Here is a 16870-nt window from a genome sequence, read left to right on the forward strand (position 1 = left end):
GAAATAAGAAGCCGGACCCGACAAGTTATGTCGGTGTCCGGCTTCTTTCATCAGGCAAATATCGTCATCAGATAGGCGATAAACAGCGCCAGATGTGCCGCACCGTTAAGCACATTGGTGCGTCCGGTGGAGAAAGAGATATGGCACAATACCAGTGAAGAAACCATCACAATCATCTCTGGCGCGCCCAGCGCAAACACCAAATCATTCCCGGTTGCCCATGCGATCAGCGTCACCACTGGTACGGTCAGTGAAATAGTGGCTAATACTGAACCGAAGAACAAATTCATCGCCCGCTGTACCTGATTGCTCAGAACCGCTTTCAGCGCGCCCAGCCCTTCAGGAGAGAGGATGAGTAACGCGACCAGGAAACCGGTAAAGGCCACTGGTGCATTCAGTTCAGTCAGCAATGTCTCCAGAGGGCTGGCGTTCATCTTGGTTACGGCGATAACGGCGATCAGATGAATGATAAGCCAGGCGGCGTGCCACATATTGCTGTGTGCTGACGGCTTACCGTGATGCGGGTCGTCATCGTCGCCTTCATCTTCATGCTCGTAAATGAACAGGCTTTGGTGCGTTTTGGTTTGGATTAGTAAAAATACGCCGTACATCGCGGCAGAAATTAACGCGACCAACAACGCCTGCGCAGTGGTGAAATTAGCGCCCGGTAGAGCCATTGGGAACACCAGGACAATAATGGCCAGTGGGAACAGGGCAATTAAATACTGTTTAATACCAAACAGGTTCATATACTGAGTAGCAAATTTACGGCCACCCAACAGTAATGAAAAACCGACCAGACCTCCGGTGACGATCATAATGATTGAATACAGCGTGTCGCGCATGAGGGTAGGCGCAGCATCACCGGTCGCCATTAATGCGGATATTAAGCTGACTTCGAGAATAACGACGGACAGGCTGAGGATCAGCGACCCGTAGGGCTCGCCAAGTCGATGCGCTAATACATCCGCATGACGGACAACGCTGAATGCGCTGCTTAATATACCAATAAGGGCCAGCGCATTAATACCGATGACCACTGGTAGTGACTGACTGCTCCCCCAGAAGAACAGGACTACCAGCGCCAAAATCGGGAAGACGAGAGAGGTCTCCTTGTGGCGGGTTTTTACCGCCTCATGTACTTGTGTCATTGAACTAATTCTCCATCTCTGCAGGTATTTATAATTATAAAAGTATTAAAGAATGTAAAAAATAACAGATCTTTCGGTATTTCCGATCCGATTTTACGTAATTTTACGGCATGGACCAATTTTTGCATCAAAGCGAATAAAATTGCATATCTTGTTTATAGAATATTTAAATAACAAAGCATTAGGCTTTAGCGTCAACAAAAATTGCTGATAATCCTGATACAAATGATAGTGCAGGACGTATCAACGCGAGAGGATATAAAATGCCGTTGACGCTTTGCTGGCTTGCAAGCGAGCGGTGAATTGCCTATTGTCCAGCTATTGGTTTCAAAATGAGCAGTAAAAAAGCCCGGAAGGCGTCAAAAAAGTTGTCGCAGGGAAGCAGCAGTGGCGGAGGTGTAAGGTGTTAACGCGTGATTTTTTATTGAATGCCGACTGTAAGACGGCATTTGGTGCTATTGAAGAATCACTACTCTGGTCAGCGGAACAACGGGCAGCCTCACTGGCGGCCACGCTTGCTTGCCGACCCGATGATGGACCGGTGTGGATCTTCGGTTATGGATCGTTGATGTGGAATCCGGCCTTAGAGTTTGATGAGTCCTGTACCGGGACGTTAGTCGGCTGGCACCGCGCTTTTTGCCTGCGCCTGACGGCGGGGCGAGGAACGGCGGGTCAGCCAGGACGTATGCTGGCCTTGAAAGAGGGCGGACGCACTACTGGTGTAGCCTATCGTCTGCCGAACGCGTCGCTGGAACAAGAGCTCTCTTTGCTGTGGAAGCGTGAAATGATCACCGGATGCTATCTGCCCACCTGGTGCCAGTTGGCGCTGGATGATGGTCGGACGGTGAACGCGCTGGTCTTTATTATGGATCCGCGTCATCCGCTGTTTGAGTCAGACACGCGCGCGCAGGTGATTGCGCCGCTTATCGCCGCGGCGAGCGGACCTTTAGGCACCAACGCCCAGTATTTGTTCTCGCTGGAACAAGAGCTGGTCAAGTTGGGAATGCAGGATGACTGTCTTAACGATCTGGTGATCACGGTCAAACGATTGTTGGGAGAGAATCTGCCGGAAGGCGTTATGCGGCCAGGGGTTGCCTGAATCCAGCCGGGAACTGAATGCCCGAAAGCCAGGCGCTTTTCGGGCAATTAACGCTTAGGCTGCAATATAACTTATTGAATGCTCTAGCGACTGGCTGTGGCTGTCGATCAGCACATTCCAGATGCCGGTATAGGGCACGGTCAACCATGCGTTGTCACGATCCTGCACGCTTAAGATGTCGGACTGCGTGTCTTTGACGTGATTTTTCTCGCTCATCAGATGGATGTGACAGCGCTCGGAACAGCGCACAACCACCGTATCGCCACCAAATAACTTTAAACTTGCCTTCACTAATGCCATTTTTCACCCCGTTCTTGAAAACAACGTACTTTCTGTCGAAAGTGCTGCGTGATGTTGTTCACATTTCACTCATTGCATAACACCAAAGGGGGAGCAACGGGATGCTGATTTTGATCAAAAAATGGCATAACGATTAAACAAAAGTGACAAAATCCCTCAAAAGGATTGAAAGGGCGTGCTAACGTTCAACGAAACCGCGCCCATCTACGATTAAATCCGGAAATTATCGACACTTTCAGTGTGCTTGCCTGAAAGCGGTGTATCAGAAGGTCAGTACTTTATCTGCAGCCAGCGTCCATTGAGCCAGTTCAACCAGTGTGCCGACGGCTACTCCGTCAATTAACGGCAGCATCGTGATCCCACGGCCATCGGTGCAGGTTTTGCACAGTTTGACCGGCACATTTTGCGCCGTAAGAATCTCCAGCATTTGCTGAATATTGTATCCTTCCGCGGGTTTTTGACCACGCAATCCCGCGGTTACCGCGTCCGACATTAAAAACAAACGCAGGTCGAGATCCCCTTCCTGCTCGCGCAAGGCGATAGCCAGACGTAGGCTGTTAAATAACGATTCGCTTCCATAGGCTGCACCGTTCGCGACGATCACTATCTTTTGCATTTTTACTCCTTTTGCTGCATGTGAGCGTTAAAAACTGACACATATGTTACACCTATTTCTAGATGCCAGGATAATGCCGAAAAAGGAAGGAAGGGCTGAAAATCAATACTGAAGACGTTATGGTTTAAGATAAGTATGCCGATGTGGCTAATAGATATAAGAAACCACTAACGATTTGAGCCGTAATATTTATTTATCTCTCGCTGTATTTGCACTCTTGCCGTTGGCAGGCGGTACTGCCAGCGCGCAATCGTCATTTATTCACCAGGCGGAAAACCCTTTCGATAACAATAGTGATGGCTTGCCCGATCTTGGTATGGCGCCGGAGTCGCGGGCAGGCGAAAAGCACTTTGCCGAAATGGTCAAAGCGTTTGGTGAAGCCAGCATGACCGATAACGGGCTTGATACCGGTGAACAGGCGAAGCAGTTTGCGTTTGGCCAGGTGCGCGACAGGGTCAGCGAACAGGTGAATCAGCAACTGGAATCCTGGCTCTCTCCCTGGGGAAACGCCAGCGTCGGGTTGCAGGTGGATAACGAAGGCAGCTTTACCGGGAGTCGGGGAAGTTGGTTTATACCGTGGCAGGATAATCAACGTTATCTTACCTGGAGCCAGTTGGGGCTGACGCAACAGGACGGAGGCCTGTTCAGTAATGCGGGGATTGGGCAGCGCTGGGTTCGTGACGGTTGGTTACTGGGTTACAACACCTTTTATGACAACCTGCTGGATGAGAATCTGCCTCGGGGAGGCGTGGGGGCAGAGGCGTGGGGTGAATACCTCCGTTTATCTGCTAATTACTATCAACCGTTGTCCTCCTGGCAGGATCGTTTTGCAACTCAAGAACAACGGATGGCTCGGGGATACGACCTGACCGCGCAAATGCGCATGCCGTTCTATCAACATCTCAATACCAGCGTCAGCGTGGAGCAGTATTTTGGCGACCAGGTGGATCTGTTTCATTCCGGAACCGGGTACCACAATCCTGTGGCGGTGAATCTGGGATTGAGCTATACGCCGGTGCCGCTGATCACCGTGACAGCACAGCATAAGCAGGGTGAAAATGGCGTCAGTCAGAATAACCTCGGATTAACGTTAAATTACCGTTTTGGCGTGCCGCTAAAAAAACAGCTGATGGTAAGCGAGGTGCCAAACAGCCGATCGCTGCGCGGCAGTCGTTATGACGATCCACAACGTAACAATCTGCCGACGCTGGAGTATCGCCAGCGTAAAACACTGTCGGTATTTTTGGCCACGCCGCCCTGGGATCTCAAGCCTGGTGAGACAGTGGCGTTGAAGCTGCAGGTGCGTAGTTTGCATGGGATCCGTCGTCTGGCATGGCAGGGTGATACTCAGGCATTGAGCTTAACGGCTGGCAGCAATAGCCGAAGCGCGCAGGGTTGGACGATTATTATGCCGAAGTGGGACAACAGAGAAGGTGCGACAAACCGCTGGCGGTTGTCTGTGGTGGTAGAAGATGAGCAGGGCCAGCGTGTCTCTTCCAATGAGATCACGCTATCACTGACCGAACCGTTTATTACCGTTTCGGAAAATGATCCTCGTTAACAATGACGCATGAGCGCGTTATCAGAAAATGCGTTCCTGGTGCACCCATACCGCGGCTTCAACGCGTGATTTGAGCTTCATTTTCTTCAGCATATGCTTCACGTGAACTTTTACTGTGCTTTCGGTGATGTCGAGGCGGCGGGCGATCATCTTATTAGGCAGACCCTGGGCGATGAGTTTAAGAATATCGCGTTCGCGCGGCGTCAGTTGAGTAACATCACGGTCGGACGTTGCGCGATTGGCGCGCAGGCTGGCGGCCAGAACCGGGGTTAAGGCTTCGCTCAGCACCATTTCACCAGCGGCAGCCTGCTGCAATGCTTTCAGTAAATCTTCCGGCTCCATATCTTTCAGCAGGTAACCGTCGGCACCACGCTTCAGTGCGGTAACCACATCTTCTTCATGATTGGATACGCTAAACACAACGATACGGCCCGACAGTGATTTTTCACGCAGCTTATCGAGGGTTTCCAGACCGTTCATGCCTGGCATGTTGAGATCAAGCAGGATCAGATCGGGATCAAGGGATTCAGCCAGCTCGATACCCTGCTCACCATTGCTGGCTTCGCCGACAACGGTAATATCGGGCGCCATGCTGACAAGCTGTTTTACACCGGTTCTCAGCATCGGATGATCGTCGATCAACAGGATAGTTGCCGGTTCCAGATTACTCATGGGTATCTCCTTGGACTTCTGTGAAGTTTGTTTCGGGAATAAAAGTGACAGCAACTTCAGTACCGCCCGTCTCGCGACGGCGTACGCGGCAATCGCCGCGCAAGCTCTGCGCGCGGTCGCGCATTATTATCATGCCGTAGTGGTTACTGCGTTCGGCGTTTTCCGGTACGCCGCAGCCGTTATCTTGCACTGTCAGTTTGACCTGCTTGCCATTTTGCACCACCGTCACGACCACTTCATTGGCCTGAGAGTGTTTAAGTGCGTTGCTCAGGGCTTCGCGCGCAATTTGTAGCAGGTGAATCGCCTGATGCGAAGGGACCAGGCGTGGCGGTAGCTGATAATCCAGCTTAACCGTAAATCCAAAACGGGCGCTGTACTCCTGACAGCTGGCTTCCAGCGCCGGTCGTAATCCAGGTTCCGTGAGCTGTAAACGGAAGGTGGTTAACAGTTCTCGCAGTTGTGCCCATGAAGCATTTAGCTCGTTACGAATCTGGCTGAGCAACTCGCGACAGTTATCTGAAAGCGCATCGCCCTGCATCTGTAAACAGCTAACCTGCATCTTCATACAAGAGAGCGATTGTGCAATAGAATCATGAAGTTCGCGCGCAATGGTGGCACGCTCTTCCATCACAATCAACTGCTGTTGACGCTCCTGATGCCTGTCGAGCGCAAGCGTTGCGGTCAGTTGCTCAACCAGAGTATCAACCAACTGCTGCTGATCGTGGCTGAGATGGCGTCCGTTCGGCAAGGTGGCGAGCAGAATACCATACTGGGTATGCGCATCGGTCAATCGCCATTTCAATGTAATCCCGCCGTCAATCGCGGGCAGCGTTCCGCGAGGACACAGATGGCAACCTTTCTCATCACAGCTGGCATTTGACTGACAGGTAAATTCCTGATGATTGTCTTCATCTTCCAGGTCGTAAACCCGGAGCTCAATATCATGCAGCAAGGTCAAATTTTGCAAACCATTCAGTACCGGAGAGAGGCGTTCGCACAACGGCACCTGAGAATGCAGGCGGCGGTTAGCTTGCCACAGAAAAGAAAGAATCTGATTTTTGTGCTCCAGCCCCGCCGTTTTCTCCTGTACTCGCTGTTCCAGCACAGCGTAACTTTCGGCCAGTTCTTCCGACATATTATTTAGCGCCGAGCCCAAAGCCGCCATCTCATTACGACCGCTGATATGCGCGCGTTGGGTAAAATCACGCTGGCTGACGGCTCGCGCCATCGACAGCAGCTGTTTCCACGGCTCTAACAGGCGCACGCGCAGCCAGATAATGGTGAAAACCAGCAGCAATGCCATAAATACGGCCATCAGGCGATGCAGCAGGACGACGCGTTCAATGCGTAATTCGGTGGTATGGTCAAAGGCGGTGACCAATTTATCCAGTCCGCCCACAAAGCGCGTCACATCCTGCGCTACCGCATCAGGCGTTTGCGCATGCGCAAGTCCCGGCGCAAGTTCAGTGTGCCAGTAATCCTGTAATGCTTTTAACTGCGCCTGTTGTCCGTCTCGTTTTGCGGCACGCGTCAACTCCGGGCTAAACGCCGTTTGCTCCATTTCATCCAGCAGCGGTTGATCGCTAGCGTCCAGTGGTACGGCAGCCAGCAGGCGATAACTCTGCATGCGCAGCGATCCCGCTTTGTTGATTGCATGGGCGCTACCCTGAACGCCCTGAACCAGCCAACCGGAGACAGCCATACCCGCCACGCCGATGGCTGTGGACAATAAAACAATCAGCGCCACCTGGTTGACCAGCGTAAGCGGGGAGAGACAACGTTTAAACATGGTGACTTGTTCCTTCGGGTTTTCGTCGAACAGAAAACCTTATTGAATGACGATTCTGCTGCAGGCAGTGGCGTTATTCTCGGCGATACACTGGAGTATACCCATACCTCAAACGGGCTACCTCTTAATTGCCAGTGGAGGGAGAGATCCTGGGCGACGGGGAGTAGGGGGCGACAGAAGCGTGAAAAACCACATCTTTTTTACCGAAGTTATGTACTCATTAAGGGTAATAATAAATTTTAGGCATGAATAATGACACCTTTTCCTTTGATTTATATCAACTTACCTCCAGCTGTAAACCCTAATGTTGCAGGCATCGAAACAAGTATCAGAGGTGTCTATGAGTCACTCATCTGCCCCGGAAAGGGCATCTGGAGCTGTAATTACCGAATGGCGGCCGGAAGATCCCGCCTTCTGGCAGCAGCGTGGTCAACGAATCGCCAGCCGTAACCTGTGGATTTCCGTCCCTTGCTTGCTGCTGGCGTTTTGCGTGTGGATGTTATTTAGCGCCGTGGCGGTGAACTTACCGAAAGTCGGATTTGATTTCACCACTGAACAGCTGTTCATGCTGACGGCATTACCTTCGGTGTCCGGCGCGCTGCTGCGTGTTCCGTACTCCTTTATGGTCCCCCTGTTTGGTGGACGTCGCTGGACGGCATTTAGCACCGGCATCCTGATCATTCCTTGCGTATGGTTAGGTTTTGCGGTGCAGGATACCTCCACGCCGTTTAGTACCTTTATTATTATCTCCCTGCTGTGCGGCTTCGCTGGTGCGAACTTTGCGTCCAGTATGGCAAACATCAGCTTCTTCTTTCCAAAGCAGAAACAGGGCGGCGCGCTGGGTCTGAACGGTGGCCTGGGCAACATGGGCGTCAGCGTGATGCAGCTGGTCGCGCCGCTGGTGGTTTCATTGTCAATCTTTGCCGCATTTGGTAGCCATGGGGTTGAACAACCGGATGGTACACAGCTGTATCTGGCAAACGCCGCATGGATTTGGGTGCCGTTCCTCGCTATTTTCACGCTGGCCGCATGGTTCGGTATGAACGAACTGGCAACCTCCAAAGCCTCGCTGAAAGAGCAATTGCCGGTGCTGAAACGCGGGCATTTGTGGATTATGAGCCTGCTGTATCTGGCGACCTTCGGTTCCTTTATCGGTTTCTCTGCCGGTTTCGCGATGCTGTCGAAAACGCAGTTCCCTGAGGTGCAGATCCTGCATTACGCCTTCTTTGGCCCGTTCATTGGTGCGTTGGCGCGTTCTGCGGGCGGCGCAATCTCTGACCGTCTGGGCGGGACCCGCGTCACGCTGGTGAACTTCATTCTGATGGCTATTTTCAGTGCCTTACTGTTCCTGACGCTGCCATCAAATGGTGTCGGCGGCAACTTTATCGCCTTCTTTGCGGTATTCCTGGCATTGTTCCTGACGGCTGGTCTGGGGAGTGGTTCAACCTTCCAGATGATCTCTGTAATCTTTCGCAAACTGACGATGGACAGAGTAAAAGCTGAAGGTGGTTCAGAGGAGAAAGCGATGCGCGAGGCGGCAACCGATACGGCGGCAGCGTTGGGCTTTATCTCTGCTATTGGTGCGATCGGCGGCTTCTTTATCCCGAAAGCATTTGGCACGTCCCTGGCATTAACCGGTTCTCCGGTCGGTGCGATGAAAGTATTTCTGATCTTCTATGTCGCTTGTGTGGTTATCACCTGGGCGGTATACGGACGTCATTCTAAAAAGTAAAAAAGCAGTAACTGTTGATTATCCATTGCGCGGTGTTAGACCGCGCTTTTTTTTGTCTGTAATTAGTTACAACATACTTTTGTATTGTGGCATGACAACAGCCTGTGAGAACGGCGTACGCAACATGCTAAGCAGGGGGGATACCCCTTAATACCCACTTATAAAGAATTTAACATTTGCATGATAATTGAATTATTAAAAATCCTTTAAATTCAATTTATTACGTTAAATATCAATATCCCACTTTGGGGGTATGTAAAAACCAACCCTCATTTTTCATCCCTGCCTGCCTTGATCGTTATCAATTCTCACGCCCTTTCAGAGCGTTACCTTCGCTCTCAATCAAGCAATGTCGATTTATCAGAGAGCCGTCAGGCTCCTACAGGAGAAAACCGATGAGTAAATTCCTGGACCGGTTTCGCTACTTCAAGCAGAAGGGCGAAACCTTTGCCGATGGGCATGGCCAGCTTCTCAATACCAACAGGGACTGGGAGGACGGATACCGCCAGCGTTGGCAGCATGACAAAATCGTGCGTTCAACCCACGGGGTAAACTGCACTGGCTCATGCAGCTGGAAAATCTATGTGAAAAATGGTCTGGTGACCTGGGAAACCCAGCAAACCGATTATCCGCGTACCCGTCCGGACCTGCCAAACCACGAGCCTCGTGGTTGCCCTCGTGGTGCAAGCTATTCCTGGTATCTCTACAGCGCTAACCGTCTGAAATACCCGCTGATGCGCAAACGCCTGATGAAAATGTGGCGTGAAGCGAAAAGACTGCACAGCGATCCGGTAGACGCATGGGCCTCCATCATCGAAGACGCCGATAAAGCAAAAAGCTTCAAACAAGCGCGTGGTCGTGGTGGTTTCGTGCGTTCTTCCTGGCAGGAAGTGAATGAGCTGATTGCCGCTTCTAACGTTTACACCGTTAAAACCTACGGTCCTGACCGCGTGGCGGGCTTCTCGCCGATCCCTGCGATGTCGATGGTTTCCTACGCCTCCGGTGCACGATATCTGTCGCTGATTGGCGGCACCTGCCTGAGCTTCTACGATTGGTACTGTGACTTGCCGCCTGCGTCTCCGCAGACCTGGGGTGAGCAGACTGACGTTCCGGAATCTGCCGACTGGTATAACTCCAGCTACATCATCGCCTGGGGTTCCAACGTTCCGCAGACCCGTACCCCAGATGCGCACTTCTTCACGGAAGTTCGCTACAAAGGGACTAAAACGGTCGCCATCACCCCGGATTACGCCGAAATCGCCAAACTCTGCGATCTGTGGCTGGCTCCGAAGCAGGGCACCGATGCCGCAATGGCGCTGGCAATGGGCCACGTCATGCTGCGCGAGTTCCACCTTGATAACCCGAGCCAATACTTCACCGACTACGTGCGTCGTTACACCGACTTCCCGATGCTGGTGATGCTCGAAGAGCGTGACGGGTATTATGCGGCGGGTCGTATGCTGCGTGCCGCCGATCTGGTTGACTCCCTGGGTCAGGAAAATAATCCAGAGTGGAAAACTGTTGCCATCAATACCGACGGCGAAATGGTTGCGCCAAACGGTTCAATTGGTTTCCGCTGGGGTGAAAAAGGTAAATGGAACCTTGAGCAGCGCGACGGCACGTCCGGTAACGAAACCGAACTGCAGCTCAGCCTGTTGGGCAGCCAGGACGACATCGCTGAAGTCGGCTTCCCGTATTTTGGCGGCGAAGGTACCGAGCACTTTAGCAAAGTTGAACTGGAAAATGTTCTGCTGCACAAACTGCCGGTAAAACGCCTGCAACTGGCAGATGGCTCTACTGCGCTGGTGACGACCGTTTACGATCTGACCATGGCCAACTACGGTCTGGAACGCGGTCTGAACGATGAAAACTGCGCCTCCAGCTACGACGATATCAAAGCGTATACCCCGGCATGGGCAGAGAAAATCACTGGCGTATCGCGCGCTCAGATCGTGCGTATTGCCCGTGAATTTGCCGATAACGCAGATAAAACGCACGGCCGCTCAATGATTATTGTTGGCGCGGGTCTGAACCACTGGTACCACCTCGATATGAACTATCGTGGGCTTATCAACATGCTGGTGTTCTGTGGTTGCGTCGGCCAGAGCGGCGGCGGCTGGGCGCACTACGTGGGCCAGGAAAAACTGCGTCCGCAGACCGGCTGGCAGCCGCTGGCGTTTGCCCTTGACTGGCAGCGTCCGGCGCGTCACATGAACAGTACGTCCTACTTCTATAACCACTCCAGCCAATGGCGCTATGAGACGGTTACGGCACAGGAACTGCTGTCCCCGATGGCAGACAAATCCCGCTATAGTGGCCATTTGATTGACTTTAACGTTCGCGCTGAACGTATGGGCTGGTTGCCATCTGCGCCGCAATTGGGTACTAACCCGCTGTACATTGCGCGTGAGGCGGAAAAAGTCGGGATGACACCGGTGGATTACACTATTAAATCTCTGAAGGAAGGTTCTATTCGCTTTGCGGCTGAACAACCAGAGAACGGTAAAAACCATCCGCGTAACCTGTTTATCTGGCGTTCTAACCTGCTCGGCTCTTCCGGTAAAGGCCACGAGTACATGCTGAAGTATCTGCTGGGTACTGAACATGGTATTCAGGGGCTGGATCTGGGTAAACAGGGGGGCGTGAAGCCAGAAGAAGTGGAATGGCAGGATAACGGACTGGACGGCAAGCTGGATCTGGTCGTCACCCTGGACTTCCGTCTGTCGAGCACCTGTCTGTACTCCGACATCGTGCTGCCGACCGCCACCTGGTATGAAAAAGACGATATGAATACCTCGGATATGCATCCGTTTATTCACCCGTTGTCTGCCGCCGTTGATCCAGCCTGGGAATCGAAGAGCGACTGGGAAATCTACAAGGCTATCGCCAAGAAATTCTCTGAAGTTTGCGTGGGCCACCTTGGCAAAGAAACCGACGTAGTGACGCTGCCTATCCAGCACGACTCGGCCGCCGAACTGGCGCAGCCGTTGGATGTTAAAGACTGGAAGAAAGGCGAATGCGATCTGATTCCAGGCGTTACCGCGCCGCACATCATGACAGTTGAGCGTGATTATCCGGCAACCTACGAACGCTTCACGTCCATCGGCCCACTGATGGATAAAGTCGGTAACGGCGGGAAAGGGATTGCCTGGAATACCCAGAGCGAAATGGATCTGCTGCGCAAGCTCAATTACACCAAGGCTGAAGGCCCGGCAAAAGGCCAGCCGATGCTGAATACGGCGATTGATGCCGCTGAGATGATCCTCACCCTGGCACCGGAAACCAACGGTCAGGTGGCGGTGAAAGCCTGGGCAGCGCTGAGTGAATTTACCGGCCGTGACCATACGCATCTGGCGCTGAATAAAGAAGACGAGAAAATCCGCTTCCGCGATATTCAGGCGCAGCCGCGCAAAATTATCTCCAGCCCGACCTGGTCAGGACTGGAAGATGAACATGTTTCTTACAACGCTGGTTACACCAACGTTCACGAGCTGATCCCATGGCGTACGCTGACTGGTCGCCAGCAGCTGTATCAGGATCATCAGTGGATGCGAGACTTCGGTGAAAGCCTGCTGGTTTACCGCCCACCAATTGATACTCGTTCGGTGAAAGAGGTGATGGGCGAGAAATCAAATGGTAACCCGGAAAAAGCGCTCAACTTCCTGACGCCACACCAGAAGTGGGGTATCCACTCCACCTACAGCGATAACCTGCTGATGCTGACGTTAGGCCGCGGCGGTCCGATCGTGTGGATGAGCGAAGCGGATGCGAAAGATCTGGGTATCGAGGATAACGACTGGATCGAAGTCTTTAACAGTAACGGGGCACTCACCGCCCGTGCGGTTGTGAGTCAACGTGTCCCGGCCGGGATGACCATGATGTACCACGCCCAGGAACGTATTGTGAATATTCCGGGGTCGGAGATTACCGAGCAGCGCGGCGGGATCCATAACTCGGTGACCCGTATCACACCGAAACCGACGCACATGATTGGTGGTTATGCCCACCTGGCCTACGGCTTTAACTACTACGGCACCGTAGGTTCGAACCGTGATGAGTTCGTGGTGGTTCGTAAGATGAAGAACATTGACTGGTTGGATGGCGAAGGCAATGACCAGGTACAGGAGAGCGTAAAATGAAAATTCGTTCACAAGTCGGCATGGTGCTGAATCTCGATAAGTGCATCGGTTGCCACACCTGTTCAGTAACCTGTAAAAACGTCTGGACCAGCCGTGAAGGTGCGGAGTATGCCTGGTTTAACAACGTTGAAACCAAACCGGGTACTGGCTTCCCCACTGATTGGGAAAACCAGGAAAAATGGAAGGGCGGTTGGATCCGTAAGATCAACGGTAAACTGGTGCCGCGCATGGGTAACAAAGCGCTGCTGCTGGGTAAAATTTTTGCTAACCCGCATTTGCCAGGTATTGATGACTACTACGAACCGTTTGACTTCGATTACCAGACTCTGCACAACACCCCGGCAGACAGCAAAGCGCAGCCGATTGCCCGTCCGCGCTCGCTGATCACCGGTCAGCGTATGGATAAAATCACCAAAGGTCCGAACTGGGAAGATGACCTCGGCGGTGAGTTCGAGAAGCTGGCGAAAGACAAAAATTTCGAGAACATGCAGAAGGCGATGTACGGTCAGTTCGAAAACACCTTCATGATGTATTTGCCGCGTCTGTGCGAGCACTGCCTTAACCCGGCGTGCGTGGCAACTTGCCCGAGCGGTGCCATCTACAAGCGTGAAGAAGATGGCATCGTGCTGATCGATCAGGACAAATGCCGCGGCTGGCGTATGTGCATCACCGGTTGCCCTTATAAAAAAATCTACTTCAACTGGAAGAGCGGTAAGTCAGAGAAGTGCATTTTCTGCTATCCACGTATCGAAGCCGGTCAACCGACCGTGTGCTCCGAAACCTGCGTCGGTCGTATCCGTTACCTCGGCGTACTGCTGTATGACGCGGATGCGATTGAAAGCGCGGCAAGCACCGAGCATGAGAAAGATCTGTACCAGCGTCAACTGGACGTGTTCCTCGATCCGAACGATCCGGCTGTTATTGAACAGGCGCTGAAAGATGGTATTCCGCTGAGCGTTATCGATGCCGCACAGCAGTCTCCGGTTTATAAAATGGCGATGGACTGGAAGTTGGCGCTGCCGCTGCATCCGGAATACCGCACATTGCCGATGGTTTGGTACGTGCCGCCATTGTCACCGATTCAGTCTGCCGCCGATGCGGGCGAGCTGGGCAGCAACGGTATTCTGCCGGACGTTGACAGTCTGCGTATCCCGGTTCAGTACCTGGCGAACCTGCTGACAGCAGGCGATACTCAGCCGGTGCTGTTGGCGCTGAAACGTATGCTGGCGATGCGTCACTACAAACGTGCGGAAACCGTTGACGGTAAAGTCGATACCCGTGCGCTGGAAGAGGTGGGCTTGAGCGAAGCGCAGGCACAGGAAATGTATCGTTATCTGGCGATCGCGAACTACGAAGATCGTTTCGTGGTACCGAGCAGCCATCGTGAACTGGCGCGTGACGCGTTCCCGGAGAAAAGCGGTTGTGGCTTTACCTTCGGTGACGGTTGCCACGGTTCTGATACTAAATTCAATCTGTTCAACAGCCGCCGCATCGACGCTGTCGATGTGACCAGCAAAACGGAGCCGCACCAATGATTGAACTCGTCATTGTTTCGCGTTTGCTCGAGTACCCGGATGCTGCCCTGTGGCAGCATCAGCAGGAACTTTTCGATGCACTCGCGTCATCTGAGAACCTGGATAAAGAGGATGCCCAGACTCTGGGCGTTTTCCTGCGCGATCTAATCGCGCAAGACGTGCTGGATGTGCAGGCAAGTTACAGCGAACTGTTTGATCGTGGCCGTGCCACCTCGCTGCTGCTGTTTGAACATGTACACGGTGAATCCCGCGATCGCGGTCAGGCGATGGTTGACCTGATGGCACAGTATGAACAGCACGGTTTGCAGCTCGACAGCCGCGAACTTCCCGATCATCTGCCGTTGTATCTGGAATATCTTGCGCAACTGCCGAAAAGCGAAGCGCTAGGTGGCTTGCAGGATATTGCGCCGATCCTGGCTTTGCTCAGCGCTCGTTTGCAGCAGCGTGGAAGCCGTTATGCAGTACTGTTCGATTTACTGTTAAAACTGGCGAATACCGTAATCGACAGCGATAAAGTGGCTGAAAAAATTGCGGATGAAGCCCGTGATGATACTCCACAAGCGCTGGATGCGGTCTGGGAAGAAGAGCAGGTAAAATTCTTCGCCGATCAGGGGTGTGGCGAGTCGGAAATCTCCGCTCACCAGCGTCGTTTTGCCGGGGCCGTTGCGCCGCAGTATCTGAATATCACCACCGGAGGACAGCACTAATGCACTTCCTGAATACGTTCTTCTTTGACATCTATCCGTACATCGCGGGTTCTGTCTTTCTGATCGGCAGTTGGCTGCGTTATGACTACGGGCAGTATACGTGGCGTGCGGCCTCCAGTCAGATGCTGGATCGCAAAGGGATGAACCTGGCGTCAAACCTGTTTCACATTGGGATCCTGGGGATTTTTGCCGGGCACTTCTTGGGTATGTTAACGCCACACTGGATGTATGAAGCGTGGCTGCCGCTTGAAGTGAAACAAAAGATGGCGATGTTCGCGGGTGGCGCTAGCGGCGTAATGTGTCTGATTGGCGGTGTACTGCTGCTGAAACGTCGTTTGTTCAGCCCACGAGTGCGGGCTACCACCACCGGAGCGGATATTCTGATCCTCTCTCTGTTGGTTATCCAGTGTGCGCTGGGTCTGCTGACCATTCCGTTCTCCGCCCAGCATATGGACGGCAGCGAGATGATGAAGTTGGTGAACTGGGCGCAGACAGTGGTGACCTTCCATGGCGGAGCGTCTCAGTATCTGGATGGCGTCGCATTTATTTTCCGTGTGCACCTTGTGCTGGGTATGACGCTGTTCCTGTTGTTCCCATTCTCGCGTCTGGTACACATCTGGAGCGTCCCGGTCGAATATCTGACACGCAAATACCAGATTGTTCGTGCACGTCACTAATCGTATTTCTGTGAAAGATAAAACCCTGCTTCGGCGGGGTTTTTTTATGCCTGTTTGCCGGATGGCGGCGCAAACGCCTTATCCAGCCTACGCAGGTTTCAGCGAGCGCCGTAGGCCTGCGTAGTGCATCAGGCAATTTGTGGGCATGTGTCGAGTTTGTAGGCCTGATAAGCACAGCGCATCAGGCAAATAAAGGGCATTGCAGATTGATTATGTGTTGGTGCTTTATGAAGTGATGGTGGTGGGGGAAGGATTACTCAGCGCTGCGCGCTTCGCCCTTCGGGTCGTTGCCTGCGGCAACGCTTTCTCGCTAACGCTCGAATCGAACCTTGGTCGAAGCTTCTCATCCTTCCCAAATAGGAAGTATATGGGGCATTGCAGATTGATTTTGTGTTGGTGCTTTATGAAGTGATGGTGGTGGGGGAAGGATTCGAACCTTCGAAGTCGATGACGGCAGATTTACAGTCTGCTCCCTTTGGCCGCTCGGGAACCCCACCAGGGGTATACTAATTTTGTGAATCTAAAAGAATGAATAGTGGTGGGGGAAGGATTATTCGTCGCTTCGCTCCTCACCCTTCGGGCCGTTGCCGTTGGCAACGTTCTCTCGCTTTCGCTCGAGTCGAACCTTAATCGAAGGTTCTCACCCTTCCCCGACAAGTGCAAACTTCTGTATTGCTCACCGGGATAACTACATCGCTGTAGTAAATAATGGTGGTGGGGGAAGGATTCGAACCTTCGAAGTCGATGACGGCAGATTTACAGTCTGCTCCCTTTGGCCGCTCGGGAACCCCACCACGGGGTAATGCTAATTACTGGCCTGCTTCCGTTGGAAGCGGGGCGCATCATATCAAATGATGCGCCCCTGTAAAGCATTCCGTTCATAAAAAAGAAC

12 protein-coding genes, 2 tRNA genes and 2 other RNA genes are annotated in these 16870 nt (G+C 52.7%); 7 read left to right on the top strand and 9 right to left on the bottom strand.

Annotation, left to right across the window (positions count from 1 at the left end; genetic code table 11):
- Positions 1 to 50: 50 nt before the first annotated feature.
- Positions 51 to 1151, bottom strand: coding sequence for a sodium-potassium/proton antiporter ChaA (gene chaA / locus OGX67_RS10185; RefSeq protein WP_003020769.1), 1101 nt, complete (start codon positions 1149 to 1151; stop codon positions 51 to 53).
- Positions 1152 to 1554: 403 nt separating this feature from the next.
- On the opposite strand from chaA, the gene OGX67_RS10190 reads away from it, so the two are divergent.
- Positions 1555 to 2250, top strand: coding sequence for a gamma-glutamylcyclotransferase (locus OGX67_RS10190; protein WP_138828585.1), 696 nt, complete (start codon positions 1555 to 1557; stop codon positions 2248 to 2250).
- 54 nt (positions 2251 to 2304) lie between these two features.
- Here OGX67_RS10190 and OGX67_RS10195 read toward each other — a convergent pair whose 3' ends face one another.
- Both OGX67_RS10195 and OGX67_RS10200 read right to left on the bottom strand, forming a co-directional pair.
- On the bottom strand, positions 2305 to 2550 hold the full coding sequence (locus OGX67_RS10195; RefSeq protein ID WP_003020763.1) for a DUF1883 domain-containing protein: 246 nt from the start codon (positions 2548 to 2550) through the stop codon (positions 2305 to 2307).
- A gap of 262 nt (positions 2551 to 2812) precedes the next feature.
- Positions 2813 to 3166, bottom strand: a complete 354-nt coding sequence (locus OGX67_RS10200; protein ID WP_032935460.1) for a DsrE/DsrF/TusD sulfur relay family protein — start codon at positions 3164 to 3166, stop codon at positions 2813 to 2815.
- Between the two features lie 175 nt (positions 3167 to 3341).
- Here OGX67_RS10200 and OGX67_RS10205 point away from each other — a divergent pair, with 175 nt between their 5' ends.
- A complete protein-coding gene (locus OGX67_RS10205) occupies positions 3342 to 4727 on the top strand; it encodes a YchO/YchP family invasin (RefSeq protein WP_257651144.1) in 1386 nt (461 codons plus the stop codon).
- 21 nt (positions 4728 to 4748) lie between these two features.
- Here OGX67_RS10205 and narL read toward each other — a convergent pair whose 3' ends face one another.
- Positions 4749 to 5399 carry a two-component system response regulator NarL gene (gene narL / locus OGX67_RS10210; RefSeq protein WP_003020756.1) on the bottom strand — a complete coding sequence of 217 codons (651 nt, stop codon included), beginning with the start codon at positions 5397 to 5399 and terminating at the stop codon, positions 4749 to 4751.
- On the bottom strand, positions 5392 to 7188 hold the full coding sequence (gene narX, locus OGX67_RS10215) for a nitrate/nitrite two-component system sensor histidine kinase NarX (protein ID WP_003020754.1): 1797 nt from the start codon (positions 7186 to 7188) through the stop codon (positions 5392 to 5394). Before narX ends, narL begins: the two co-directional genes overlap by 8 nt.
- Positions 7189 to 7528: 340 nt before the next feature.
- Here narX and OGX67_RS10220 point away from each other — a divergent pair, with 340 nt between their 5' ends.
- From OGX67_RS10220 to narI, 5 genes are all read left to right on the top strand, one after another.
- Positions 7529 to 8920: a NarK family nitrate/nitrite MFS transporter gene (locus tag OGX67_RS10220; protein WP_003020752.1), complete on the top strand. Its 1392-nt coding sequence runs from the start codon at positions 7529 to 7531 to the stop codon at positions 8918 to 8920.
- 395 nt (positions 8921 to 9315) lie between these two features.
- On the top strand, positions 9316 to 13059 hold the full coding sequence (locus OGX67_RS10225) for a nitrate reductase subunit alpha (RefSeq protein WP_268044360.1): 3744 nt from the start codon (positions 9316 to 9318) through the stop codon (positions 13057 to 13059).
- Positions 13056 to 14594 (top strand): nitrate reductase subunit beta, encoded by a 1539-nt coding sequence (gene narH, locus OGX67_RS10230; RefSeq protein WP_257651146.1) that lies wholly within the window; start codon positions 13056 to 13058, stop codon positions 14592 to 14594. Before OGX67_RS10225 ends, narH begins: the two co-directional genes overlap by 4 nt.
- Complete coding sequence (narJ, locus tag OGX67_RS10235; protein WP_003020745.1) at positions 14591 to 15301, top strand: nitrate reductase molybdenum cofactor assembly chaperone; 711 nt, start codon at positions 14591 to 14593, stop codon at positions 15299 to 15301. Before narH ends, narJ begins: the two co-directional genes overlap by 4 nt.
- Positions 15301 to 15978, top strand: a complete 678-nt coding sequence (narI, locus tag OGX67_RS10240; protein WP_003020743.1) for a respiratory nitrate reductase subunit gamma — start codon at positions 15301 to 15303, stop codon at positions 15976 to 15978. Before narJ ends, narI begins: the two co-directional genes overlap by 1 nt.
- Before the next feature lie 236 nt (positions 15979 to 16214).
- On the opposite strand, the gene OGX67_RS10245 is transcribed toward narI, so the two are convergent.
- The 4 genes from OGX67_RS10245 to OGX67_RS10260 all read right to left on the bottom strand — a co-directional run bounded on the left by OGX67_RS10245 (position 16215) and on the right by OGX67_RS10260 (position 16772).
- Positions 16215 to 16346: non-coding RNA, RtT sRNA (locus OGX67_RS10245), on the bottom strand.
- 44 nt (positions 16347 to 16390) lie between these two features.
- Positions 16391 to 16475 (bottom strand) — tRNA-Tyr (locus tag OGX67_RS10250).
- A 36-nt stretch (positions 16476 to 16511) separates the two neighbouring features.
- A non-coding RNA gene (locus OGX67_RS10255) (RtT sRNA) lies at positions 16512 to 16643 on the bottom strand.
- 44 nt (positions 16644 to 16687) lie between these two features.
- Positions 16688 to 16772: transfer RNA gene (locus OGX67_RS10260), tRNA-Tyr, on the bottom strand.
- Between the last annotated feature and the right edge of the window lie 98 nt (positions 16773 to 16870).

The sequence above is a fragment of the Citrobacter sp. Cf118 genome (assembly GCF_030334095.1).
Classification (GTDB): domain Bacteria; phylum Pseudomonadota; class Gammaproteobacteria; order Enterobacterales; family Enterobacteriaceae; genus Citrobacter; species Citrobacter freundii.

Excerpts from the sequence above, each read along its gene's own strand:
- chaA (WP_003020769.1), bottom strand. The coding sequence starts at position 1,151 with ATGACACAAGTACATGAGGCGGTAAAAACCCGCCACAAGGAGACCTCT.
- OGX67_RS10195 (WP_003020763.1), bottom strand. The coding sequence starts at position 2,550 with ATGGCATTAGTGAAGGCAAGTTTAAAGTTATTTGGTGGCGATACGGTG.
- OGX67_RS10200 (WP_032935460.1), bottom strand. The coding sequence starts at position 3,166 with ATGCAAAAGATAGTGATCGTCGCGAACGGTGCAGCCTATGGAAGCGAA.
- narL (WP_003020756.1), bottom strand. The coding sequence starts at position 5,399 with ATGAGTAATCTGGAACCGGCAACTATCCTGTTGATCGACGATCATCCG.
- narX (WP_003020754.1), bottom strand. The coding sequence starts at position 7,188 with ATGTTTAAACGTTGTCTCTCCCCGCTTACGCTGGTCAACCAGGTGGCG.
- OGX67_RS10220 (WP_003020752.1), top strand. The coding sequence starts at position 7,529 with ATGAGTCACTCATCTGCCCCGGAAAGGGCATCTGGAGCTGTAATTACC.
- OGX67_RS10225 (WP_268044360.1), top strand. The coding sequence starts at position 9,316 with ATGAGTAAATTCCTGGACCGGTTTCGCTACTTCAAGCAGAAGGGCGAA.
- narH (WP_257651146.1), top strand. The coding sequence starts at position 13,056 with ATGAAAATTCGTTCACAAGTCGGCATGGTGCTGAATCTCGATAAGTGC.
- narJ (WP_003020745.1), top strand. The coding sequence starts at position 14,591 with ATGATTGAACTCGTCATTGTTTCGCGTTTGCTCGAGTACCCGGATGCT.
- narI (WP_003020743.1), top strand. The coding sequence starts at position 15,301 with ATGCACTTCCTGAATACGTTCTTCTTTGACATCTATCCGTACATCGCG.